Origin of the sequence: Stappia stellulata DSM 5886 (assembly GCF_000423705.1) — a bacterium.
In the GTDB taxonomy this organism is placed as follows: domain Bacteria; phylum Pseudomonadota; class Alphaproteobacteria; order Rhizobiales; family Stappiaceae; genus Stappia; species Stappia stellulata.
The window spans coordinates 726,459-748,958 of record NZ_AUIM01000004.1; the positions used below are offsets into that span (position 1 = coordinate 726,459).

21 protein-coding genes are annotated in these 22,500 nt (G+C 65.9%); 5 read left to right on the forward strand and 16 right to left on the reverse strand.

Annotation, left to right across the window (positions count from 1 at the left end; genetic code table 11):
- Nucleotides 1-42 precede the first annotated feature (42 nt).
- Nucleotides 43-1,443, forward strand: coding sequence for a flavin monoamine oxidase family protein (locus G572_RS0103550; protein WP_029057311.1), 1,401 nt, complete (start codon nucleotides 43-45; stop codon nucleotides 1,441-1,443).
- A 15-nt stretch (nucleotides 1,444-1,458) separates the two neighbouring features.
- Here the strand turns inward: G572_RS0103550 and G572_RS0103555 are convergent, their stop codons facing one another.
- The 9 genes from G572_RS0103555 to G572_RS22310 form a co-directional block, all read right to left on the reverse strand.
- On the reverse strand, nucleotides 1,459-2,004 hold the full coding sequence (locus tag G572_RS0103555; RefSeq protein WP_029057312.1) for an AAA family ATPase: 546 nt from the start codon (nucleotides 2,002-2,004) through the stop codon (nucleotides 1,459-1,461).
- A 65-nt stretch (nucleotides 2,005-2,069) separates the two neighbouring features.
- Nucleotides 2,070-3,149, reverse strand: a complete 1,080-nt coding sequence (paaE, locus tag G572_RS0103560) for a 1,2-phenylacetyl-CoA epoxidase subunit PaaE (RefSeq protein WP_029057313.1) — start codon at nucleotides 3,147-3,149, stop codon at nucleotides 2,070-2,072.
- Nucleotides 3,150-3,223: 74 nt separating this feature from the next.
- Nucleotides 3,224-3,742 carry a 1,2-phenylacetyl-CoA epoxidase subunit PaaD gene (paaD, locus tag G572_RS0103565; protein WP_051241540.1) on the reverse strand — a complete coding sequence of 173 codons (519 nt, stop codon included), beginning with the start codon at nucleotides 3,740-3,742 and terminating at the stop codon, nucleotides 3,224-3,226.
- A gap of 3 nt (nucleotides 3,743-3,745) precedes the next feature.
- Nucleotides 3,746-4,498, reverse strand: coding sequence for a 1,2-phenylacetyl-CoA epoxidase subunit PaaC (gene paaC, locus G572_RS0103570; RefSeq protein ID WP_029057315.1), 753 nt, complete (start codon nucleotides 4,496-4,498; stop codon nucleotides 3,746-3,748).
- Between the two features lie 17 nt (nucleotides 4,499-4,515).
- Nucleotides 4,516-4,803: a 1,2-phenylacetyl-CoA epoxidase subunit PaaB gene (gene paaB, locus G572_RS0103575; protein ID WP_029057316.1), complete on the reverse strand. Its 288-nt coding sequence runs from the start codon at nucleotides 4,801-4,803 to the stop codon at nucleotides 4,516-4,518.
- Nucleotides 4,804-4,837: 34 nt separating this feature from the next.
- The gene (gene paaA, locus G572_RS0103580) at nucleotides 4,838-5,839 is read right to left on the reverse strand and encodes a 1,2-phenylacetyl-CoA epoxidase subunit PaaA (RefSeq protein ID WP_029057317.1); all 1,002 of its coding nucleotides are present in this window, start codon (nucleotides 5,837-5,839) and stop codon (nucleotides 4,838-4,840) included.
- Between the two features lie 168 nt (nucleotides 5,840-6,007).
- The gene (locus G572_RS0103585) at nucleotides 6,008-6,904 is read right to left on the reverse strand and encodes a PaaX family transcriptional regulator (RefSeq protein ID WP_037545225.1); all 897 of its coding nucleotides are present in this window, start codon (nucleotides 6,902-6,904) and stop codon (nucleotides 6,008-6,010) included.
- A 277-nt stretch (nucleotides 6,905-7,181) separates the two neighbouring features.
- Nucleotides 7,182-8,090 (reverse strand): allantoinase PuuE, encoded by a 909-nt coding sequence (gene puuE / locus G572_RS0103590; protein WP_029057319.1) that lies wholly within the window; start codon nucleotides 8,088-8,090, stop codon nucleotides 7,182-7,184.
- 102 nt (nucleotides 8,091-8,192) lie between these two features.
- Nucleotides 8,193-8,612 carry a hypothetical protein gene (locus G572_RS22310; RefSeq protein WP_051241542.1) on the reverse strand — a complete coding sequence of 140 codons (420 nt, stop codon included), beginning with the start codon at nucleotides 8,610-8,612 and terminating at the stop codon, nucleotides 8,193-8,195.
- 347 nt (nucleotides 8,613-8,959) lie between these two features.
- Between G572_RS22310 and G572_RS0103600 the strand changes: the two genes are divergently transcribed.
- Genes G572_RS0103600 through G572_RS26630 form a run of 3 tightly spaced genes read left to right on the forward strand, consistent with a single transcriptional unit; the run spans nucleotide 8,960 to nucleotide 14,250 of the window.
- Nucleotides 8,960-9,511 (forward strand): PadR family transcriptional regulator, encoded by a 552-nt coding sequence (locus G572_RS0103600; protein WP_029057320.1) that lies wholly within the window; start codon nucleotides 8,960-8,962, stop codon nucleotides 9,509-9,511.
- A gap of 24 nt (nucleotides 9,512-9,535) precedes the next feature.
- On the forward strand, nucleotides 9,536-10,639 hold the full coding sequence (locus tag G572_RS0103605) for an efflux RND transporter periplasmic adaptor subunit (protein WP_029057321.1): 1,104 nt from the start codon (nucleotides 9,536-9,538) through the stop codon (nucleotides 10,637-10,639).
- Entirely contained in the window at nucleotides 10,636-14,250 is a 3,615-nt protein-coding gene (locus G572_RS26630; protein ID WP_084649848.1) for an efflux RND transporter permease subunit, read from the forward strand. Before G572_RS0103605 ends, G572_RS26630 begins: the two co-directional genes overlap by 4 nt.
- Before the next feature lie 93 nt (nucleotides 14,251-14,343).
- On the opposite strand, the gene G572_RS22320 is transcribed toward G572_RS26630, so the two are convergent.
- The gene (locus G572_RS22320; RefSeq protein WP_051241650.1) at nucleotides 14,344-16,026 is read right to left on the reverse strand and encodes a BCCT family transporter; all 1,683 of its coding nucleotides are present in this window, start codon (nucleotides 16,024-16,026) and stop codon (nucleotides 14,344-14,346) included.
- A 255-nt stretch (nucleotides 16,027-16,281) separates the two neighbouring features.
- A complete protein-coding gene (locus G572_RS0103620) occupies nucleotides 16,282-16,884 on the reverse strand; it encodes a hypothetical protein (RefSeq protein ID WP_029057322.1) in 603 nt (200 codons plus the stop codon).
- Nucleotides 16,885-16,955: 71 nt separating this feature from the next.
- Here G572_RS0103620 and G572_RS0103625 point away from each other — a divergent pair, with 71 nt between their 5' ends.
- Nucleotides 16,956-18,152, forward strand: coding sequence for an aminotransferase class V-fold PLP-dependent enzyme (locus tag G572_RS0103625; protein ID WP_029057323.1), 1,197 nt, complete (start codon nucleotides 16,956-16,958; stop codon nucleotides 18,150-18,152).
- A gap of 30 nt (nucleotides 18,153-18,182) precedes the next feature.
- Here the strand turns inward: G572_RS0103625 and G572_RS0103630 are convergent, their stop codons facing one another.
- From G572_RS0103630 to rpiA, 5 genes are all read right to left on the reverse strand, one after another.
- On the reverse strand, nucleotides 18,183-18,692 hold the full coding sequence (locus tag G572_RS0103630) for a hypothetical protein (RefSeq protein ID WP_245566144.1): 510 nt from the start codon (nucleotides 18,690-18,692) through the stop codon (nucleotides 18,183-18,185).
- Nucleotides 18,692-19,201 (reverse strand): MarR family winged helix-turn-helix transcriptional regulator, encoded by a 510-nt coding sequence (locus G572_RS22325; protein ID WP_084649850.1) that lies wholly within the window; start codon nucleotides 19,199-19,201, stop codon nucleotides 18,692-18,694. The genes G572_RS0103630 and G572_RS22325 overlap by 1 nt, the downstream gene beginning before the upstream one ends.
- Nucleotides 19,202-19,432: 231 nt before the next feature.
- The gene (gene gor, locus G572_RS0103640) at nucleotides 19,433-20,809 is read right to left on the reverse strand and encodes a glutathione-disulfide reductase (protein WP_029057325.1); all 1,377 of its coding nucleotides are present in this window, start codon (nucleotides 20,807-20,809) and stop codon (nucleotides 19,433-19,435) included.
- A gap of 98 nt (nucleotides 20,810-20,907) precedes the next feature.
- Entirely contained in the window at nucleotides 20,908-21,438 is a 531-nt protein-coding gene (locus tag G572_RS0103645; protein WP_029057326.1) for a DUF2059 domain-containing protein, read from the reverse strand.
- A gap of 62 nt (nucleotides 21,439-21,500) precedes the next feature.
- Nucleotides 21,501-22,193 (reverse strand): ribose-5-phosphate isomerase RpiA, encoded by a 693-nt coding sequence (gene rpiA / locus G572_RS0103650; protein WP_029057327.1) that lies wholly within the window; start codon nucleotides 22,191-22,193, stop codon nucleotides 21,501-21,503.
- Nucleotides 22,194-22,500 lie beyond the last annotated feature (307 nt).

Below are 22,500 nucleotides of genomic sequence, written 5' to 3' on the forward strand. Positions count from 1 at the left end.
TGGTTCGCAGGTGGTTAACGGGAGACGGTCGCAAACGCCACAATGACACGCAACGGACGGCTTTCCGTCCCCAACCGTCGGGACATGCTGAAATGGGGCACGGGCGCGGCCCTGTCGGGACTTGCCGCAGGGTCCCTCGCCGGCGTGCCCCCCGCAAAGGCACGGGCGCAGGTCCGCGAGGCCGATGTCATCGTGATCGGTGCGGGCGTTGCCGGCCTTGCCGCCGCGCGCCGCCTCACCGAACTGGACTATGACGTTATCGTGCTGGAGGCAACGCACAAGATCGGCGGGCGCCTGCGCACCGACCGCTCGCTGGGCGCGTCCTTCGAGGTCGGCGCCGGCTGGATCCACGGCCCCGACGGCAATCCCTTGAGCGACCTGGCAAGGGCCGTGAACAGCCCGACCTTCGTCACCGACGACGACAGTTTCGACGTCTTCGCCGCCGACGGCACCCGGCAGTCGCGCGCCGCCGTCTTCACGGCGGAACAACGGCTGCAGGGACTCGCGGCGCGGATCGACGCGACGCTTGCCAGCGACCTCTCCCTTGCCGAGGCGATCCGCACCATCGACCCGGCCGCGCTGAGCGACCCACTCACCCGCTGGATGCTCTCCGCCTATACCGAGTTCGACACGGGCGGGCCGCTGGAGCGGCTTTCCGCGCTCCACTTCGACGAGGACGAGGCGTTTGACGGCGCGGATGTGATCCTGACGCAGGGCTATGACGCGATTGCCGCCCATCTGGCGCAAGGGCTCGACATCCGCCTCAATGCGGTCGTGGAGGCTGTCGACTATGAGGCCGGCGACGGGGCCGCCGTCCATGCAGGCGATGCGATCTATGAATCCCATTTCGTGATCTGCACCGTCCCGCTCGGCGTGCTCAAGGCGGAAACAATCGCCTTCGACCCGCCGCTTCCCCAGGCGATGCGGGCGCGCCTTCAGCGGCTGCAGATGGGCAATGTCACCAAGATCGCGCTGAAATTCGACCACGCCCACTGGCCGGTCGACACGCAATATTTCGGGCTGATGACGTCCGAGAAAGGCCGCTGGAACTACTTTTTGAACTACCGGACGTTCTCGGAGGAAAACATCCTGCTCGGCTTCAGCGTCGGCGCCTATGCCGCAAAGGCGGAGGCGATGCACGACGCCGAGATGACGGCGGACGCGATGGACGCGGTCCGGACGATGTTCGGGCGCGAGGTGCCGGAGCCGGAAGACGTGCGCCTGACCCGCTGGTCGCAGGACCCGTTCACGCGCGGTGCCTATTCCTTCACCGCCTTCGGCTCAGAACCGCAAGACTTCGACGCCCTCGCGCGACCTGTCGAAAAGACGCTGCTCTTCGCCGGCGAACACACCACCTTCCGCCACCACGGCACGGTCCACGGAGCGTATCTGAGCGGACTGGAAGCCGCCCGCATCATCGACGACGAACTGTGGGAGGGGTGAGCGTGAGCGGCAGGCTCAGCCGCGCTCCAGCGCGGCGAGCACGAAGGCCGCGCGCTCGGCGACCGGGAGCTTCGGCAGCAGCCGGGTCTCGTAGCCGAGCGTGGGCAAGACATCCGCAAGCCGCTCGTATTCCTCGACCGCGGCGGCAAAGCCGTGCCGGCGCTCATCATCGCCGGCATGGATCTCCGGCCAGGGCGGCGCGAGAAAGACCAGCGGCCGGTAGCGGTAGCGGCGGGCGAGCGGCGCAACAACCTGGCGCCCGGTCGCAGCCTCGAAGGCGGAGGCGGCATCGATCACACCCCGGTCGAAGAAGGTCCAGCCGCCGGCACCCGCTCCGGCATGCGCGCTGCGCCAGTCGGCGACCGCCATGCGGATCGCCCGCCGGGCAAAGGCGGCGAGATCGGTCCAGGGCAGTGCGGTACCCTTTCCCGCCAGTTCTTCGCGGACGATACGCCGGCCGGGTTCCTCGATCGTTCGGTGACCGCGGCGGGCAAGCTCTTCGATCAATGCGGATTTTCCGCCACCGGAACAGCCGGTGACGAGCACGAAACGCTCATGCATGGGAAGGCTCACAGTGTGGGAAACGGGCGACGGCGCATCAAGCTTTCTGCCCCGCTTCCTAGAGCCTACATCGCGTCGTAGTCGAGGACCACCGTCTTGCTGACGGGGCGGGACTGGCAGGTGAGGACGAAGCCGGCGTCGACTTCCCAGGGTTCCAGCGAATAGTTCACCGCCATGTCGACCGCGCCGCTGTCCACCTTGGCGCGGCAGGTGCAGCACATGCCGCCCTTGCAGGAGTAAGGCGCCTCGATGCCCGCGCGGATCGCGGCGTCGACGATGGTCTCGCCCGCGTTGACCGGGACGGATACGCGGGTGCCGTCGATGATCAGTTCGGCGGTCGCCGCATGATCGGTGTCGGCGCCGTCATGCGCGGGCTTGGGCGCATGCGGCGCGGAGCCGTCGGCGGGCGTGAAGAACTCGCGGTGGATGCAGGCCTCGTCGATGCCCAGCGCCGACAAGGCACCCGTCGCCGTCTCGATCATCTCGCCCGGACCGCAGAGGAAGATCCCGTCGGCGTCCCTCGCCGGCACGGCGTGGGTCAGGAGCACCTGAAGCTTGTCGGCATCGAGCCGGCCGGACAGCATGTCGACGTCCTGCGTCTCGCGCGACAGCACGTGGAAGACGCCGAGCCTGGTCGGGAACAGGTCCTTCAGGTTCTCGATCTCTTCCTTGAAGATGATGCTCTGCGCGGTCCTGTTGCCGTAGAACAGATAGAACTCGCTCTCCGGCTCGCGGGTCAGCACCGTGCGGATCATCGCAAGCACCGGCGTGATGCCGGAGCCGGCGGCAACGGCGATCAGCGTTCGCTTGCCGCCGTCATGCGCGGGCAAGAGAAAGCGCCCCGAGGGCGTCATCACGTCGATTTCGTCGCCGGGCGCGACATTCTCGTTGGCGAAGGAGGAAAAGGCGCCGCCATCGATCTTCTTGACCGCGACGCGCAGCTCGCCGTCGTCCTCGCCGGCGCAGATCGAATAGGAACGGCGCACGTCCTCGCCGTCGATCATCGTGCGCAGCGTCAGATACTGCCCGGCGGCAAAGCGATAGGCCTCGCGCAGATCTTCCGGCACCTCGAAGGAGATCGACACCGCCTCCGCGGTCTCGCGCCTGACATCCTTGACCTTCAACGCATGAAAACGCGGCGACATGCGGCTTCCTCCCTCAAAACCGGCGGGCCATCTCTCCGTGAAGGGCCGGGCCGGCGTGTTCTGTCAGATTTCGATCAGTGACACTTGAAATAGTCGAACGGTTCGGAACACGCCGTGCAGCGCCACAGCGCCTTGCAGGCGGTCGAGCCGAACTCCGAGACCTTCTCGGTCGCAAGCGACCCGCAACGCGGACAAGCGACCTCGTCGTCGCCGAAGAGCGCCCGGCGCGAGGCCTTTCCGGCCGGCGGCGCAATGCCGTAGGCGCGCAGCTTCTCGCGCGCCTCCTCGCTCAGCCAGTCGGTGGTCCAGGCCGGCGACAGCACCGTCCTGATCCGCACGGACGGGAAACCCGCCTTGAGGAGGGCTGTCTCGATGTCCATGGTGAAGACCGACATGGCCGGACAGCCGGTATAGGTCGGCGTGATGTCGACCTCGACCGCGCCGTCCTCCAAAAGCCGCACATCGCGCAACACGCCGAGATCGCCGATGGTCAGCACCGGAACCTCGGGGTCCGGCACCTCGGCCGCGATCTCCCAGGCCCGCATGCGGGCCGCGGCGGCATCGATGGCGGCGGTCTGCGGTTCGGTGGTCATGGCCTACCACCGCATCCCGGGATAGGCGCGCTGCATGTACTGCATCTCGGAAAGCAGATGGCCGAAACTCTCCGAATGCCGGCCCGACCGTCCGCCCGACTGCATCCAGCCCTCGGGGGGAAGCGGCAGCGTCGCCTCGTCGCAGACGCGGGCGAGCGTCGCCCGCCATTCGTCGCGGAGGGTCTCGGGATCGACAGCGACGCCCTCCGCCACCAGCCGTTCCACCACGCCGTCAGCCTCGAAGAGCTCGCCCGTATAGGGCCACAGCAGATCGATGGCGTCTTGCATGCGCGCCCGGCTTTCCGCCGTGCCGTCGCCCAGACGAATGGTCCACTCGCCGGAATGGCGCAAATGGTAGGCGGCTTCCTTCTCGGCCTTGGCGGCGATGGCGGCGAGCGTCTCGTCCGTCGAGCCGGTCAGCTTGCGCCAGAACGGCAGCATGAAGGCGGAGAAGAACAGCTGGCGCGCGATCGTCTGCGCGAAATCGCCGTTTTGCTGTTCCACCAGCAGGCAGTTGCCGAACTCGCGTTCCTTGCGCAGGAAGCAGAGCTGGTCCTCGTCGCGGCCCGCCCCCTCGACCTCGCCTGCGTAGGAATAGAGGTTGCGCGCCTGGCCGATGTGATCGAGCGCGACATTGGCAAGACCGATGTCCTCTTCGAGCGTCGGCGCGTGGCCGCACCATTCGCCCAGCCGCTGGCCCAGAATGGCGGCGTCGTCGGCAAGGCGAAGCGTGTAGGTAAAAAGATCGCTGGTCATCGCTTCTCTCCCGCCGCTCACATGTTTCCGACTTCTTCGGGGATCTCGTAGAAGGTCGGATGGCGGTAGATCTTCGACGCGGTCGGCTCGAACATCTCGTCCTTCTGCGCCGGGTCGGAGGCGATGATCTCGGCGGACGGCACGACCCAGATCGACAGGCCCTCGCCGCGCCGCGTGTAGACGTCGCGCGCCGCCTGAAGCGCCATCTCCGCATCACCCGCATGCACCGAACCGCAGTGGCGATGCGCCATGCCGGTGCGCGAACGGATGAAGACTTCCCAAAGCGGTGTGGTTTTCTCGGTCATCTGCGTCTCTCCCTCGGGCAAATCGTTCGGCCGCTCACTCGGCCGCGTGACGGGCGGCCTCGCGGCGGTCGGCGCGTTTTTGCGAATAGGCAAGGGCTGCCTCGCGCACCCAGGCGCCGTCGGCATGCGCCTTGTTGCGCGCGGCCAGCCGTTCGCGGTTGCACGGGCCGTTGCCGGCGACAACGCGCATGAACTCGTCCCAGTCGATCTCGCCGAATTCCCAGTGGCCGCTCTCCTCGTTGAAGGCGAGCTTGTCGTCGGGAATGGTCAGGCCGAGGTAATGCGCCTGCGGCACCGTCGCGTCGATGAACTTCTGGCGCAGCTCGTCGTTGGTGAAGCGCTTGATCTTCCAGGCCATCGACTGGGCGGAGTGCTTGCTGTCGGTGTCGGAAGGCCCGAACATCATCAGCGACGGCCACCACCAGCGGTTCAGCGCGTCCTGCACCATCTCCTTCTGCTCCTTGGAAGAGCGGACCATCTCCAGCAGCAGCTCGTAGCCCTGGCGCTGGTGGAAGCTCTCTTCCTTGCAAACGCGGATCATGGCGCGCGAATAGGGTCCGAAGGAACAGCGGCACAGCGGGATCTGGTTCATGATCGCCGCACCGTCGACCAGCCAGCCGATGGCGCCGATGTCGGCCCAGGTCAGCGTCGGGTAATTGAAGATCGAGGAGTATTTCGCCTTGCCGGAGAGAAGCTGCTCGGTCAGTTCCTCGCGCGACACGCCCAGCGTCTCGGCGGCGGAATAGAGGTACAGCCCGTGGCCGCCCTCGTCCTGCACCTTGGCAAGGAGCGCTGCCTTGCGCTTCAAGGTCGGCGCGCGGGAAATCCAGTTGCCCTCCGGCAGCATGCCGACGATCTCGGAATGGGCGTGCTGGGAGATCTGGCGCACCAGCGTCTTGCGGTAGCCCTCCGGCATCCAGTCGTTCGGCTCGATCTTCTCTTCCGCATCGACCCGCGCCTGAAACGCCGCGACGCGATCCGCGTCCTCGACGGCGCCTGCCTCGGTGTCGCGCGCATTGAGTGCCTGGGTGTACATCTGGTGAAACCTCCTCGAACCGACCGTCATCCGTTTCCGGACAAAAGCGCGCGGATCCGTCCCGTCCCGCGCCGGCATGCAAGGACTATACGTGACGAATATTTCCAGCTTCAAGCATTTTTTGTCACATAATACGATGCACTGCGGCAAGTCTCTGAAATTGCGAAACTAAGCGGAAAAGCGCGCGCTGTCCCCGGCGGCCCGGGCCGGCAGGTCGCCGCTGCTGGAGCGGCCGTTTGCGGCAATCCAGCGCTCCGCGCCGGGACGAAGCGCGGCATAGATCCGGGCCGTCAGCGCATTGGCCTCCGCGCCCGGCCAGTCGGCCGGCAAGAGGTCGGCGGCCAGCATCGGGTCGCGCAGGATCAGCCGGCGATAGTCGTGAATGAGCAGCGTGCGGGCCACCATCGCGCGGGCATCGGACGAGGCTCTCCCACTCGCCATTGCCGCATCGAGCGGCGTGAAGGCGGCGATGAACCGGCGATAGCGCTCCGCCAGCGGCGCCAGATCGAAGGCGCGCGCTGCAAGTTCGGCGGCGGATCCGCCGATCACCTCGGCGGCGAGATGGATACAGCGCTCCGCGCCCGCCCCCTCGAGCGGCGGACTGGCGGAGGTGCCGACCAGCACCGACGGCCCGAGCGTCCCGTAACCGGACTTCAGTGCTGCGTCGCGCAAGGCGACACGTTCCTCGCCCTCGGGGAGCACGACAACGCGCAGGGCGGCTGCGGCCCGCGCATCGCCGCTCAGCCGGTAGACGCGCGCCAACGCCGGGACGAAGGCCCGGTGTCCCTCGGCGGAAAGGCGATAATAGCTGAGCCGTCCGACCTTCATCCGGTCGACCCAGCCGTCGCGGGCGAGCCGGGAAAGGGCTGCCCGCACGGCCGCCGCGTCGATGCGCATTTCTGCAAGCAGATCGGACAGCGTCCCGGCCCAGACCTCGCCGCCGCGCGGCGCGACCATGTCGCCGAAAATCGTGACGATCAGCGACCAGACCCTGAGCGGCTGCGTCGCCTGCAAGCGGTCGACAAGCGCCGCGACACAGGCGTCGGGAGGAGAGTGCTTATCCATCGACAGCCGACTTCATTGCCGGGAACCAAGGAGATGATGTCAAACTGCTATACCCCTGAACAACACGAAGCAGCTCAGCTTAGCCGCAGCGTCATACCGGGCAAGGCGCAAGCCGCGACCCGGTATCGGAGAGCCAGGAGACAAGCCTTTTTGGTGACGACTTCCAACCGGCCACGCCTCCCCGATCCCGGATCTGCGCTGACGCTCCGTCCGGGATGACGCAAATCATGACTTCTCTGCCAGGAAACGAGGCTTGCCCGAACACATGTGGCCCGCCTCAGCCGGCGTGGTGGGCATGCCAGTGCCAGGCGATGTCGATGCGGCGCGCGACCCAGGCGTCCTCGTGGGCAGCGACATAGTCGAGGAAGCGCGCAAGCGCCGCCGCGCGGCCCGGACGGCCCGCCAGCCGGCAATGCAGGCCGACCGACATCATCTTCGGCGCGCCCGCCTCGCCTTCGGCATGGAGCGTGTCGAAGGTGTCCTTCAGGTAGGTGAAGAACTGGTCGCCGGCGTTGAAGCCCTGCGGCGTGGCAAAGCGCATGTCGTTGGCATCCAGCGTATAGGGAATGACCAGATGCGGCGCCGACGGGCCCTCGACCCAATAGGGAAGATCGTCGGCGTAACTGTCGGAATCATAGAGGAAGCCACCCTCCTCCATCACAAGGTCGCGGGTGTGCTCGGACGAGCGCCCCGTGTACCAGCCAAGCGGACGCGAGCCGGTCACTTCCTCGTGGATGCGGATCGCCTCGTCCATGTGGCGGCGCTCGTCGTCGCGCGAGAAATCCTTGTATTCGATCCACTTCAGCCCGTGGGAGGCGATTTCCCATCCGGCCTCGTTCATCGCCTCGACCGCTTGCGGATTGCGTTGAAGCGCGGTGGCGACGCCATAGACGGTGAGCGGCATGGCGCGGCTCGTGAACATCCGCCACAGCCGCCAGAAGCCGGCACGCGCGCCGTATTCGTAGATCGATTCCATGTTCATGTGGCGCTGGCGCGTCCAGGCCGCCGCCCCGACGATCTCCGACAGAAACGCCTCGGAGTGCGTGTCGCCATGCAGGATGCAGTTCTCGCCGCCCTCTTCGTAGTTAAGGACGAACTGAATCGCGACCTTGGCGCCATTCGGCCATTGCGGGTCGGGCGTCTCGCGTCCGTAACCGATCAGATCGCGCGGATAGATGTCGCTCATGGAAATGGATCCCGTGTTCGCCCCCGGCGGGGGTGATCGCATGCTGTTGCGAAGAAACCCAAAACCCGACCGCGATGCAAGACATTCCCACGATCGGAAGTTTTAGCGCACCCGCACGCGGACCGGCTGGAGCGCGGGCCGGAGCCCGGACAGACCGGCGGCGAAGCCCTCGTCGGCGCGCTCGCGCGTGCCGCCCTTGCCGCCGCTGTCGCCGCGGTCCTCACCGGGCAGCGCCATGATGGCCGCTCCCATCGCCGCCGAACACAGCGTGATCATCAGCCCGAACAGCAGGACGACGATCGGCAGCACCGGATTGTCGGAATTGAGGATGAGGCTGCGCAGGTTCGCCGTGTCGAAATACATCAGGCCACCCAGCACCATCACCGAGACGAAGGCGCCGATCAGCCAGTTGATCGCCAGAAGCCGAAAGAAGGGAGAGGCCCAAAGGCCGCGCAGGCTGCCGGGCGTGGTGCTCTGCGCCTCGCCCGAAGTCGCGTCTCGACCGGTTTCGTCAATCGCCATCGGTTTTCTCCACCTGTCTCGCGCACGCATGTCGCCGCGAAAGCCGCTACACAAAACTGTAGCCGGGGACCATTTAATGTCCACGCGGCCCTTTGGCGCAGCCCTGTCGCTGGCCCCGCACGATCGATCCTTTCCCGATTCTGTCGCCTCCGCCGTCCAATTCAAGGCTCCGCGGGAAAATTTACGCAGGGTCTTGCGTCATTTTCGCAAGCCTATATATACAGCGAGGATATATCAGATCGATATATAACGACTTGCGAATATTGCAGAGCAGTCCCGCGGGCGCCGGCGAACCGGACGCTTGGCACGCGACCGGTCAGGGACGGCAATCGGAAAGGACGAACCTCATGAGCGTACGGACCCTGTGTCTCGCGATCCTCAACTTTGGCGACGCCACCGGCTACGAGATCCGCAAGCTCTCCACCGAGGGTCGCTACGGCTATTTCGTCGACGCCAGCTTCGGTTCGATCTATCCCGCCCTTGCCCGCCTTGAGGCCGACGGTCTGGTGACGGTTCGCGAGGAAGCACAAAGCGGCAAGCCGTCGCGAAAGGTCTATTCCATCACCGAGGCCGGTCGCGCCGCGTTTATCGCGGCACTGAGCGAAACGCCCGCGCCAGATACCTTCCGTTCGCCGTTCCTTCTCGTTGCCATGTGCGCGGATCTCGTCAGTCCGCAGACCATCCGCTCGGCCATCGACCATCGAATGCAGAACCTGCATGACGAACTCGCCAAACTCGACGGCATCGCGCAGGAGTGCGGCCACGAACCGACGAACTTCATTCTCGACTACGGGCGTCACTGCATCCGTCAAGACATTGCCTTCCTGGCCGAAAACCGCGCAAGGCTCGAGACCCTCGACCAACATACCGCCGCAGCCCTTCCCGCTGCAGCCGAGTAGAAAACGCCCCGGAGACATCAGGTCATGACGATCCGCTTTTCCCACATTCTCGCGGTGGCAATCACCGCCGCCGTCGCCGGCTGGATGTGGACCGGCACCTACATCGAGGGCGGGCGCGCCGATGCCGCCAACGCCACGCCGCCGCCGGCGGAACGCAGCAGCGAGCAGGATGGCACTCCGTTTCGCGTCGCCGTGCGCGACATTGCGGCCGAGGAGCGCAGCTCGGTGCTGGTGATCCGGGGCCGCACGGAAGCCGAGGCATCGGTGGCGGTGCGCGCGGAAACCACGGGCCGCGTGGCGCAACGCAAGGTCGCCGAAGGTCAGCGCGTGGAGCGCGACGACGTGCTTTGCGTGCTCGACAAGGGAGCCCGGCAGGCCAAGGTTCTGGAGGCGGAAGCGCGGTTGGCGCAGGCGAAACTCGACCACTCGGCCGCAACGCAGCTGCAGGACAAGGGCTTTACGGCGCAAACCCGCGTCGCGGCACTCAAGGCGGCCATGGACGCCGCCGCCGCCATGCTTGAGGAACAGCAGCTTGAGCTGTCGCGCACCGTTATCACCGCGCCGATCGGCGGCGTGGTGGAAAGCCCGATGGTCGAGACCGGAACCATCCTCGCCACGGGCCAGGTCTGCGCGACGCTGATCGACGCCGATCCGGTTCTTGCCATCGGCCAGGTCTCGGAACGCGACGTCGGCAAGCTTGAAATCGGCCAGGCGGCCGAGGTCGAACTGGTCACCGGCGAGACCGTCAACGGCGCGATCCGCTACATCGCGCCTGCGGCGGAGGATGCGACCCGCACCTTCCGCGTGGAAATCGAGATCGCCAATCCCGACGGCGCGGTGCGCGACGGCATCACCGCCACCGCGCGGGTTCCGCTCGCGATGCAAAAGGCGCACCGGCTGAGCTCGGGCATCCTGACGCTCAACGACGCCGGCACGCTCGGTGTGCGGGCAGTGACCGACGACAACACGGTCGTCTTTCACCCCGTCACGATCCTGGGCGGCGACACGGACGGCATCTGGGTGTCCGGACTGCCGCAGACGCTCTCTGTGATCACCGCCGGGCAGGACTACGTAATCGAAGGCCAGACCGTCGAGGCGGTGCGGCAAGTGGCGGAGATGCCGAAATGATCGACATGCTCGAAAGCATCCTGCGTCGTCCGCGCACGGTCCTCACCCTCATGGCGGTGATGGTGACAGCCGGCATTCTTGCCTATATCGCCATCCCCAAGGAAGCCGACCCGGATATCGACGTGCCCGTGTTCTATGTCTCCGTGACACAGCAGGGCATTTCGCCGGAAGATGCCGAACGTCTGCTCGCCCGGCCGATGGAAACCGCCCTGCGCGGTCTCGACGGCCTGAAGGAAATCACTGCGGTCGCCTCGGAAAGCCATCTGGGCATCGTGCTGGAATTCGACATCTCCTTCGACAAGGACAAGGCGCTCGCCGATGTCCGCGACAAGGTCGACCAGGCGAAGGCGAAGCTGCCCGAGGAGGCCGAGGAACCGACGATCTCGGAAACGAATTTCGCGCTGCAACCGACGATCTACGTCGCGCTGTCGGGCGCGGTGCCCGAACGCACGCTCTATCAGCACGCGCGGCGGCTGAAGGACGAGATCGAGGCAGTCCCGACCGTGCTGGAGGCGGAACTTTCCGGCCACCGGGAAGAGCTGCTCGAGGTCGTGATCGATTCCATGAAGCTGGAATCCTATCGCGTCACCCAACAGGATCTGCTGACCTCGCTGTCGCAGAACAACCAGCTCGTGCCGGCCGGCTTCCTCGACAACGGCCAGGGCCGCTTCAACGTCAAGGTGCCCGGTCTCCTGGAGAACGCCGAAGACGTCTATTCGCTGCCGATCAAGCAATCGGGCGAAGGCGTCGTCACGCTCGGCGACATCGGCGAGATCCGCCGCACCTTCAAGGATCCGACGAGTTTCAACCGCGTCAACGGCAAGCCGGCGATCACGATCAACGTCGTGAAGCGCAAGGGCACCAACATCATCGAGAACAATGCCTCCGTGCGCGAGGTCGTGGACAGCGCGACCAGCGACTGGCCGGACGCGATCCGCGTCGACTACCTGCTCGACAAGTCGGAAAACATCTTCGAGATCCTGGGATCGCTGCAATCGTCGATCATGACCGCCATCTTCCTGGTGATGATCCTCGTGATCTGGGCGCTCGGTCCGAAGTCCGCGCTGCTCGTGGGCATCTCGATTCCGACGTCCTTCATGATCGGCTTCCTGATCCTGTCGACAATCGGCATGACCGTGAACACCATGGTGATGTTCGGCCTGGTGCTCACCGTCGGCATGCTGGTCGACGGGGCCATCGTCATGGTGGAATACGCCGACCGCAAGATCGCGGAAGGCATGCCCGCGCAGGAAGCCTATATCCGCGCCTCCAGGCTGATGTTCTGGCCGATCGTCTCCTCCACGGCGACGACGCTGGCCGCCTTTCTGCCGATGCTTCTGTGGCCGGGGGTCGCGGGCGAGTTCATGAGCTACCTGCCGATCATGGTGGTGATCGTGCTTTCCGCCTCGCTGCTGACGGCGCTCGTGTTCCTGCCGGTCACCGGCGTGGTGCTGTCGGGCGCGATCTCCGCAATCGGGCGCCATGCGGCCGCCGTGCTGGCGGGCATGGTCGGCCTTGCCGTCGCCCTTGCGGTGGCGCTCCTTCCCGTCGGGCTTCCGCAGGCGGCGCTCATCCCGCTCGGCGTCGCGGCAGGCCTCGGCCTTGGCGTGCTCTCCTTCCGGCTGTTCAAGCCGGTCGTGGCCCGCTCGCGCGCCCGGGCGCAACGCCTGGCGGATCGGGAGCAGACCGCCGCCCGGCAATTGTCGGCGGACGCGCATTTCGATCCTCAGACGGTGACGGGCGCAACCGGTTCCTACGTCCGCTTTCTGAGCTTTGCCGCCGGAACGGCGCTCGGCAACGTGCTGACGCTTGGCGCGGTCATCGCCATCGCGGGCGGAATAACGCTGTATTTCCAGCAAAACATGCAGGGCATCGAGTTCTTCGTCGACGACGAACCGGATGCCGCCGTGATCCTGGTTTCGGGACGCGGCAACTTCTCGGTGCGCGAGGCGCTCGACCTCGTCGACGACGTCGAAGCGGTGGTGCTCACCGTGCCGGGCATCGACAACGTGGTGATGAACGCGACCGCCGGCGGCGGCGGGGGCGGCGGCGACATGCTGGGCGGGGTCCAGGACAAGCCCGCCGACGTTATCGGCGAGCTGAACATCGAGCTGGCCGATTTCTGCTGCCGGCGCAAGGCGGAGGATATTTTCGCCGAAATCCGCGAACGCACCGCCCCCCTGCCCGGCATCAAGGTCGAGGTGCGCAAGATCGAGGGTGGCCCGCCGACCGGCAAGGATGTGAACCTGCAAGTCACCTCGACGAGCTACGACGACGCTGTCGCCGCCGTCGCCCGCGTGCGCGACCATGTCAATGCAATGGACGGCCTGCAGGACCGCGAGGACAGCCGTCCTCTGCCCGGAATCGAATGGCAGATCACCATCGACCGCGAGCAGGCCGGCCGCTTCCAGGCCGGCATCGGCTCGGTCGGCGCGATGGTGCAGCTCGTCACCAACGGCGTGTTGATCGGCAAGTACCGGCCCGACGATTCCGAGGACGAGGTCGATATCCGCGTGCGCCTGCCGGAAACGGAGCGCACGCTCGACCGTTTCGACAGCTTGCGTCTGCAGACCGACCTCGGACTTGTGCCGCTGTCGAACTTCATCGACCGCCAGCCGCAGCAGAAAGTGACCTCGATCACCCGCCGCGACGGCCTCTACGCAATGGACGTGAAGGCCAATGTGGCAAGCGACGCAACCATCACCACCGACGACGGCGTGACGCGCGCAGCGACCGCCGACGACAAGGTGAAGGAGCTTCAGGCGTGGCTCGACGGCGAGAGCTTCCCGGACAATGTGTTCCTGACGTTCCGGGGCGCCGAGGAAGACCAGAAGGAGTCCGGCGAATTCCTGGTGAAGGCGATGGTTGGGTCGCTGTTCCTGATGTTCATCATCCTGGTGACCCAGTTCAACAGCTTCTACCAGACGATCCTGACGCTCTCGACAGTGATCATGTCGGTCTTCGGCGTGCTGCTCGGCATGGCGGTGATGGGACAGAAGTTCTCCATCATCATGACCGGCACCGGCGTCGTCGCGCTTGCCGGCATTGTCGTCAACAACGCCATCGTGCTGATCGACACCTACAACCGCTTCCGGGACGACGGGATCGAGCCGATAGAAGCGATCCTGAAGACCTCGGCCCAGCGCGTCCGGCCGGTGCTGCTGACCACCACCACCACCATCGCCGGCCTGATCCCGATGATGACGATGGTCAATTTCGACTTTTTCAACCGCGTCATCGAGGTGGGGTCGATCACCGCCGTTTGGTGGGTGCAACTGTCGACGGCGATCATCTTCGGCCTCGGGTTCTCCACGATCCTGACGCTGATCATGATCCCGACGATGCTGGCGGTTCCGACCGTCTGGAGCCGCCTCTTCACCCGGCGCAGGGGGTCGCAAGGGGATGCGGAAACCGGCACCGCCGCGGCCGAGACGTCCCCGGCCGCACCGGGACCGCAGTTACCGCCGACGCCAGCGGATGCCGCCTTCGGGACAAGGGTTTCAACGACCCCCGCGCCGGCCAATGTCACACCCATCGGCAAGAAGGCGGCTGCAAAAGAAGACGCAGCAGCGCACGGCAACCGGGACGACCTGCCGCAGGCGGCCGAGTAACAGCGGTCAGCAGGGCGTCATGAAAAAGGCCGGCGAGGAGCAATCTCCGCCGGCTTTTTTGTTTGTCCGGTCCCCCGAACCAAAGGCCCTGGCCTATTCAGCCGGTCTTTCGTTCGCCGCCGTGGCGTTCGTCCTCGTCCCGCCCTCTTCCGGGACGGTCGGGTGGATTTCCGCCTCGGCCTTCTCGGCCGCCTCGCGTTCGGATTCGCGAAGCAGCCAGCGTTCGATGCGCACGTCGAGCATCCTCGCCTTTTCGTCGCGCATCGCGAGTTCCTGCGCCAGATCGCGATAAAGAGAAACGGCGATCATGATCATCAAAAGCATGAACGGAAACGCCGCGACGATGGAGGCGGTCCTCAGGCTTTCCAGCCCGCCGGTGAGCAGGAGCACCACGACCATCAGCAATTGCAACGTGCCCCAAAGCAGCCGCACCGCCCGGGTGGGGTTGAGCACGCCCTTCGACGTGAACATGCCGAGCACGAAGGTCGCCGAGTCCGCCGAAGTCACGAGGAACATGCCAACCAGCAGGATCGACGCCAGGGTCAGCACGTTGCTGCCAGGCAGCTGTTCGAGCAGGACGTAGAGACCGGACGGCACCTCCGCGGCCACCGCATCGGCGATGCCCGCATGCTCGTAAATCTCGAAATGCAGGGCAGCCCCGCCGAATGTCGAAAACCACAGCATGCTGAGCGCGACCGGCACGATCATCACGCCAAGCACGAATTCGCGTATCGTCCGCCCCCGCGAGATCCGCGCGATGAAACTCCCGACGAAGGGCGCCCAGCTCAGCCCCCAGGCCCAGTAGAACAGCGTCCATTGCTCGACCCAGTCACCGTTGGAATACGGCGAGGTGACGAGGCTCATCTGCATGATGGTGCCCAGGTACTCCCCCAGGGTCTGTGTCATCACACCGAAGATGAAGGACGTCGGTCCGAAGACCAGCACGAAGCCGAGCAGCGTCGCCGCCAAGAGCATGTTGGCGTTGCTCAAGAGCCGCACGCCCCGGTCGAGCGGGGTCATGGCCGATAGCATGAACAAGCCGCCGACGACGGCGACGATCACCAATTGCGCGGAAAAGCCGAAGGGGATCCCCGCCAGCCGCGCAATGCCGCTGTTGATCTGAAGCGCGCCGAGCCCCAGGGTCGTTGCCACGCCGAAGACGGTCGACACCACGGTCAGCACATCGATGGCCTTGCCCCAGCCACCGTCCACACGATCCCCGATGAGCGGTCGGAGCGTCTCGCTGATCAGGCCGTGGCTGTCGTGGCGGAACCGGACATAGGCAATGGCGAGCCCCACCAGCGTGAAGTTCGCCCACTGGTGCAGGCCCCAATGGAAGAAGGCATAGCGCATGCCGGTCTGCGCAGCCGAAACGGTGCGCGGCATTCCGTCGTCGAGCGGCGGATCGGTGAAATGCATGATCGGTTCGGCGACACCCCAGAACACCAGCCCGACGCCCATCCCGCCGGAAAAGATCATCGCCAGCCAGCTCGCAAAGGAGAACTCGGGTGGGGCGTCCGCCGGGCCGAGCTTGATGGACCCCATCCGCGACAGCGCCAGGACCAGCATGAAGCCGACAAATCCGGTCGTGACCAGAACGTACATCCAGCCGACATTCGTCGCGGTCGCATGCAGGAGCTCCTGCGCGACGCGCTGGACGGTGTCGGGCGCGAGGCTCGTCATGACGACGAAGATCAGCACGATCCCCGCCGAGACGCGCAACACCGCGCCGACATCGCCGAGACTGAACGCCTCGAAATTTATGGGCCGTTTCAAGTGCCGCCCTCCTTTCGCGTCGGTCGGCGCGGGAGCCCCGCGCGCCTCATGGTCCGGCTGCGACGTGCTCATGCCGTTTCGGCGCCTTCGAGAGACAGCGTCACGCTCGGGAGCACCACGAGGAAATACCCGATTCCGGAAGAGCTTACGAATTCGACGTCAGGCAGGCGCTCGCGGCGGGCCGCATGCGCACGCCAAGAGCACACCGGCCAGGCAAGCGACCAAAAGGCATTTGTGTCGGCGCGCGCCGTTCCCTCACGCCGGAATGTAGCGCACGCCCTCTGTGGCCAGCAGCTCGTCGAAAAAGGCCAGAAGACCGGCATCGATCGCCTGCGCGCGCGGGTAGCGCGGCGCCATCCGGTCGGCGAGCATCGGCGCATCCCACCCGTCGGTCGTCGCGATAAACCGGCGCACGCCCGCCTCGCCCCAGAAGGCATGGAAGCCCGCCATCACGCAGTCGACATAGCTTTGCAGGATCGGGTGGTCGTCGTCGCCCTTGTGGCGGATCTCGGTATCGGCTTCATAGAGAAACGCACCGTCGGGCGCGGGATTTCCCCGCGCATCGCAGGAAAACGCATCGGCAATGCCATCGGTGACGCGCACATAGCGCTTCTCGCGCGCGTCGAGCACGGCCAGCCGCGCGGCCGGCTCGCTGACCATCACGCCCTGGATTGCGCTTTGCGGATCGCGCCGCACGGTCAGCGTGCACACGCCCGGCCGCTGCGAGGCGCTGTCGGCGCGCCACCAGGCGCGCCATTCCCGGCGCCAGCCGTCGAGCGTCCCCGCGACCGGCGTCGCCTCGGCGCCCAGCGTGCGGGTGTTGACCAGCGAGCCGTAGCCGAAATAGGTAATCTGCATGAAATGTCCCGCCTTTCCGGCGCATGCCGTTTGTTGCGCTGCGCCGTAAGTTCTAAAGGATCGAAAAAGCCATGACCAGCGCACCGAACGCCTGGAGCGACGCGGACACGGCCGTCCTTCGCGCCGCAACGCCTGCGTGCGAGACGACGATCCACTTCAACAACGCCGGCGCCGGACTGATGCCCGCGTCCGTTCTCACGGCGGTGAAGGACCATCTCGACCTGGAAGCCACCATCGGCGGCTACGAGGCCGCGGACCGGGCGGCAGCAGACGTGGCTGACTTTTACCCCGCCGTCGCGGCTCTTCTCGGCGCGCGTCCGGACGAAATCGCCTATGTCGAGAACGCGACCCGCGCCTGGGACATGGCGTTTTATTCCATCCCCTTCGAGCCCGGCGACCGGGTGATCACCGGCCGGGCCGAATACGTCTCCAACTTCGTCGCGCTGTTGCAGATGAAGGCGCGCGCCGGCATCGAGATCGACTTGATCGACGACGATGCCAGCGGCCAGATCGATCTGGCCGCGCTGGAAACGGCGATCACACCGCGCACCCGGCTGATCGCGCTGACCCATGTTCCGACCTTCGGAGGGCTGGTCAATCCAGCGGAGGCCGTTGGCGAAATCGCACGCCGGCACGGCCTGCTCTATCTGCTCGACGCCTGCCAGTCGGCCGGCCAGATCGACCTCGATGTCACCCGTATCGGCTGCCACATGCTGTCGGGCACCGGCCGCAAGTACCTGCGCGGACCGCGCGGCACCGGGTTCCTCTATGTCTCCAGCGAGGTCGTGGACACGCTGGAGCCGCCCTTCGTTGACCTGGAATCGACCGACTGGCTGGACGCGGAGCGCTACCGGCTGGTCGCGGGGGCCAGGCGCTTCGAAAACTGGGAACGTTTCTTTGCCGGCCAGATCGGCCTTGGCGTCGCCGCCCGGCTCGCCTGCAAGATCGGCATGGCCCGGCTGGAGGCCCGCATCTCGGAGCTTGGCGACACATTGCGTGCCGAGCTCTCGCGGCTTCCCGGCATTGCCGTGCACGACAAGGGCGAAAAACGCTGCGGGATCGTCACCTTCCTGGTCGATGGCGAGACGCCGGCCGCCACGAAGGCGCGGCTGACACAGGCCGGGATCAACGTCTCGGTTTCCGGTGCCGGATCGGCGCGCATCGACCTTCCGGCGCGCGGGCTCGAAGCGCTGGTGCGCGCCTCCGTCCATGCCTACAACACCCATGCCGAGATCGACACGCTTTTGAAGGTCCTGCGCGACCGCTGACGCCGTCGGGCAACAAAGGCACTCCCCCTGCTAGTGTGCGGGCCGCGCACGCCGCAGGCGGCCGGAAACGGCCAGCCCGTCGGCGATGTTTCGCCCGATCAGGAAGAGATTGAGCGCACCGGCGACAAGCTCCACGGCCTGGACCGTATAGAAGGGCGTGTCGAAGATACCGGCACGCGCCTTCATCGCGAGAAACACGGCGGACGGCACGAGGATCAGGATCCCGTTGGCCGCGATCAGCGGCATGCGGCGGCGTTTCGCGTCGATCCGCGCGCCGCTGCGCCCCTTGCCAAGCGAAAACCCGCTGGCGCCGGCGACCGCAAGTGCGGGCACGAGCACGATCATCGCGTAGAGGATCGCCTGCTTCACGGCCGCGACGGCCTGCGCCGATCCGACAAGCTCAGAGACGACCGTCGAGACCCAGAAGGTCGCGATCATCGCAAAGGCAAGCAGGCCGGCGGTTCGATGGGCAATCTTGCGGGGCGAGACGGACAGCGGCCGACTGGCGCGCGGTCCAGGCGCCCGATTGGCATGTGACATCAACGGTCTCCTTCGCAACGTACCGAAATCCGGCGCAGAACGGCGAGGCAGGCGGCAAGCGCCTCCGCGCCAAGGTCCTCGGACAGCTCCTTCGCCCAGGCGATCTGGCGGCGGTCGGCCTCGGCATAAGCGGCCTCCCCCGCGCCCGTCATCACCACGAGCCGAGCGCGTTTGTGATCGGGATTGTCCTCAAGGGCGACAAGCCCGGCGGCCGTCAGATCGTTGACGACCCGCTGCACCGCCTGCCGCGACAGCCCCATGCGCCGGGCGATCTGCGCCACCGACAGCGGCCGGCCCTCCAGCGCAACGGCCCCGAGCACCTGCCAGCGCGCGCTCGTCAGCCCAAGATCGCCAACCAGCGCGTCCCCCGCCGAAAGCAATGCCCCGTTGAGGCGAAAGGTTTCCAGGATCACCTGCGTCACGAGCCCGCTTTCGGGCGAATGCGCAGGCGTCGCGTCACGGGCCTTTGCGCTGTCGTCCGCGCGCCCCTTGTCCGATGTGCTCTTCATGCAACAAGCTTACGATTTGACAACATGCTGTCAATAAGCAGATACCCGGACGACGGAAGGCTGGCTGGCACGACATGGCCAAACCCGCGACGGGCTCGACGCCGCCGCGCAACTTGAATCAAGACTTCACCTGAAAAAACAAACGCCTGGCGCAAGGTCCGGATTCAAATCCTTCAGACCCCGCCCCAGGCGTTCTCAATGTTCAAACCCGGCGACCCACCGCCGAATGGCTCAGGCCGTGACCCGCTCGGTCGGCTCACGCATGGTGACGAGCTCTTCGGCGGCGGTGGGATGCACGGCCATCGTGGCATCGAAATCCGCCTTGGTCGCGCCCATGCGCATGGCAACGCCAAGCACCTGCGCCAGTTCGCCGGCATCGTGACCGAGCACATGGACGCCGAGCACCTTGTCGCTCGACGGATCGACCAGAAGCTTCATCAGCATCTTCTCGTCGCGCCCGGACAGCGTGTGCCTCATCGGACGGAAATGCGCGCGGTAGACATCCACGGTCCCGTGCTTGGCAACGGCCTCGGCCTGCGTCATGCCCACGGTGCCGATTTCCGGCTGCGAGAACACCGCTGTCGGGATCATCGTGTGATCGGCCGACCAGCTCTTGCCGCCGAACAGCGTGTCGGCGAAGGCATGGCCCTCGCGGATCGCCACCGGCGTGAGATTGACCCGGTCGGTGACATCGCCCACCGCGTAGACCGACGGCACATTGGTGCGCGACCGGTCGTCGACCGCGATGGCGCCCGAGGCCGAAGTCACGACGCCGGCGGCGTCCAGTCCGAGACCCGCGGTGTTCGGACGACGCCCGATGGCGAACATGATCCGGTCGGCCTCGATGGCCTCGCCAAGCTTCGTGTGCCCGACGAAATCACCGCTCTCGCGCTTCTCGATCGAGGTGAAGACATCGCCACAAAGGACTCTGATGCCTTTCTTTTCCATTTCCTCGTGAAGCGCCTTGCGCAGATCGTCATCGAAACCGCGCAGGATTTCCTCCCCCCGGTAGATCAGCGTCGTCTCGGCACCGAGCCCGGCGAAAATGCCCGCGAATTCCACCGCGATATAGCCACCGCCGGCGACGACCACCCGCTTGGGAAAGTCGGCCAGATGGAAGGCTTCGTTGGAGGTGATGACATGCTCGCCGCCGGGAAGATCCGCATCGACGTTCGGCGTCGCGCCGGTGGCGATGAGGATCGTTTTGGCCCGCACCCGCCGGTCATCCGACATGATGTGAACCGTGTGCGCATCCTCAAGGACCGCGCGGCTGTCGAACATCTCGACGCCCGAGCGTTCCAGGTTGCGGCGATAGACGTTTTCAAGGCGCGCGATCTCGCGGTCCTTGGCGTCGATCAGCCGTTCCCAGTTGAAGCTGCTTGCTCCCACGTTCCAGCCGAACCCGGCCGCGTCCTCAAACTCCTCGGAGAACTTGGAGGCATAGACGAACAGCTTCTTGGGCACGCAGCCCCGGATCACGCAGGTGCCGCCATAGCGGAACTCTTCCGCGATCCCGACCCTGGCGCCGTGCCCGGCGGCAATCCGTGCCGCGCGTACGCCGCCCGACCCGCCCCCGATGACAAACAGGTCGTACTCAAAGTCGCTCATGCCATGCCTCGTCTTGTGCCGTTACGCGCGCCAACCGGCGCATGCGTGCCGGCAGCAACTGCCTGCGCCGGTGCGCCGTTGGGGGAAAGCCCGGACGATTATTCGCTCTTCGTCTCGGCTTCCGGCGCCTGACGCTTGTTCAGCTCCTCGCGCACCAGCGTGACCATCTCGGTGGAAATGGCATCGCCCCACTGCTTGGCCGCGCCGATCGACAGGGCCCTGAGCTCCGGCTCGACCTTGGAATACTTCTGGCCGAGCGGCGACTTGTAGAACTCGGCGAGCTGGTTCAGCTCCTCGATGGAGAACCGACGGGCCCACACCTCGTAGACCACCCGGTTCAGCTCCGGACGGCGTTCGGCGAGCTTCAGCGCGACCTCGTTGACCACCAGGTCGATCTCGGTGGTGTTTGCCGGATTGCTCTGGATGAAGAGCGTGCGCGTGCGGTCCGCCATCAGCGGAAGAACATTGTCGAACGCGCGGATCGCATTGGCGGCCATGACCGTCTCGCGCGCGGCGGCGATGTGCTCGTCGGAGATGGTCTCCTGCGCGCTCGCCGGCACGGCAACGGCCGCCAGCAGGAACAGCGCGGAGGCTGCGGAAGTCAATTTGTGGCGAAGGGTCGAAAACATCGAAAACTCCATGACATAGAGGCGGTCGCCCTTGGCGAAACGCGCCGCGGTCCTTCTAGGGTTCAAGTGACCGGAACGAGGCGGGTCACGCCTCCCGGTCCGGCCAGATAAGCGGCATCGGCGATGCCGATGAACAGTCCGTGATCAACGACACCGGGAATATCGAGGAGCGCGCGCGACAGCGCGCCGGCATCCTTGATCTGGCCCAGTTCGATGTCGAGAATATGGTGTTGCCCGTCTGTCACGAACGGCGTGTCCCCGCCGCGCAGCGAAATCGGCGCGTCATGGCCGAAAGTGGCAAGCGCCGCCTCGATGGCGTTGCGCGTGGCCCGCAGACCGAAAGGCACGACCTCGACCGGCAACGGAAACGCGCCAAGGGTCGCGACCTGTTTGCTCTCGTCCGCAATCACCAGCATGCGTTGCGAGGCGCGCGCGACGATCTTCTCGCGCAGCAGTGCCCCGCCGCCGCCCTTGATCAGGGTCAGCCGGGCATCGAGCTCATCGGCGCCGTCGACGGTCAGGTCGAGTTCCGGACAACTGTCCAGGGTGGCGAGCGGCACGCCAAGGCTCTCGCACAAGGAGGCGGTGCGCTCGGAGGTCGGGACGCCGACAATCTCGAGCCCCTCGGCGACGCGTTCGGCAAGCGCCCGCACGAAATGTTCGGCGGTCGATCCGGTGCCGATACCCAGCCGCATGCCGTTGCGGACCTCTTCCAGGGCCGATACGGCGGCAAGTCGCTTGAAGTCGTCGCTCATTCAATCCCGCTCATGCATTCCGCTCATGATTCCGGTCCGAAACGGGCCTTAAACATTCGCGGTCCAAAGACGTTCGTTAACGCGCCCGCGCACGGATCCCGTGCGATGCGGAACAGCGGGGCGGGTGTAGCATGGCGGGGCGGCAAGGCAAAGGGACTGCGCATTCTCACTGACCACACCCAGCACAGGGGTGCAGCCGCAAAGAATACACGCCGAAAAAGGGCGCGCCGCCAATTCGTCAAAAGCGACGTTGCGTTAACCGGAATTTCAACCGGAACATCTAAATATCGCACGTATTGTGGTGCTG

Bases quoted from the DNA above. Each gene is read 5' to 3' on its own strand.
- G572_RS0103645 (WP_029057326.1), bottom strand. From the start codon at position 21,438: ATGTTTTCGACCCTTCGCCACAAATTGACTTCCGCAGCCTCCGCGCTG.
- gor (WP_029057325.1), bottom strand. From the start codon at position 20,809: ATGAGCGACTTTGAGTACGACCTGTTTGTCATCGGGGGCGGGTCGGGC.
- paaE (WP_029057313.1), bottom strand. From the start codon at position 3,149: ATGTCGCCGCGTTTTCATGCGTTGAAGGTCAAGGATGTCAGGCGCGAG.
- G572_RS0103600 (WP_029057320.1), top strand. From the start codon at position 8,960: ATGAGCGTACGGACCCTGTGTCTCGCGATCCTCAACTTTGGCGACGCC.
- G572_RS0103605 (WP_029057321.1), top strand. From the start codon at position 9,536: ATGACGATCCGCTTTTCCCACATTCTCGCGGTGGCAATCACCGCCGCC.
- paaA (WP_029057317.1), bottom strand. From the start codon at position 5,839: ATGTACACCCAGGCACTCAATGCGCGCGACACCGAGGCAGGCGCCGTC.
- G572_RS0103625 (WP_029057323.1), top strand. From the start codon at position 16,956: ATGACCAGCGCACCGAACGCCTGGAGCGACGCGGACACGGCCGTCCTT.
- G572_RS0103630 (WP_245566144.1), bottom strand. From the start codon at position 18,692: ATGTCACATGCCAATCGGGCGCCTGGACCGCGCGCCAGTCGGCCGCTG.
- G572_RS0103585 (WP_037545225.1), bottom strand. From the start codon at position 6,904: ATGGATAAGCACTCTCCTCCCGACGCCTGTGTCGCGGCGCTTGTCGAC.
- G572_RS26630 (WP_084649848.1), top strand. From the start codon at position 10,636: ATGATCGACATGCTCGAAAGCATCCTGCGTCGTCCGCGCACGGTCCTC.
- G572_RS22310 (WP_051241542.1), bottom strand. From the start codon at position 8,612: ATGGCGATTGACGAAACCGGTCGAGACGCGACTTCGGGCGAGGCGCAG.
- G572_RS22325 (WP_084649850.1), bottom strand. From the start codon at position 19,201: ATGAAGAGCACATCGGACAAGGGGCGCGCGGACGACAGCGCAAAGGCC.
- paaB (WP_029057316.1), bottom strand. From the start codon at position 4,803: ATGACCGAGAAAACCACACCGCTTTGGGAAGTCTTCATCCGTTCGCGC.
- rpiA (WP_029057327.1), bottom strand. From the start codon at position 22,193: ATGAGCGACGACTTCAAGCGACTTGCCGCCGTATCGGCCCTGGAAGAG.
- G572_RS0103620 (WP_029057322.1), bottom strand. From the start codon at position 16,884: ATGCAGATTACCTATTTCGGCTACGGCTCGCTGGTCAACACCCGCACG.
- paaD (WP_051241540.1), bottom strand. From the start codon at position 3,742: ATGACCACCGAACCGCAGACCGCCGCCATCGATGCCGCCGCGGCCCGC.
- G572_RS0103550 (WP_029057311.1), top strand. From the start codon at position 43: ATGACACGCAACGGACGGCTTTCCGTCCCCAACCGTCGGGACATGCTG.
- G572_RS0103555 (WP_029057312.1), bottom strand. From the start codon at position 2,004: ATGCATGAGCGTTTCGTGCTCGTCACCGGCTGTTCCGGTGGCGGAAAA.
- paaC (WP_029057315.1), bottom strand. From the start codon at position 4,498: ATGACCAGCGATCTTTTTACCTACACGCTTCGCCTTGCCGACGACGCC.
- puuE (WP_029057319.1), bottom strand. From the start codon at position 8,090: ATGAGCGACATCTATCCGCGCGATCTGATCGGTTACGGACGCGAGACG.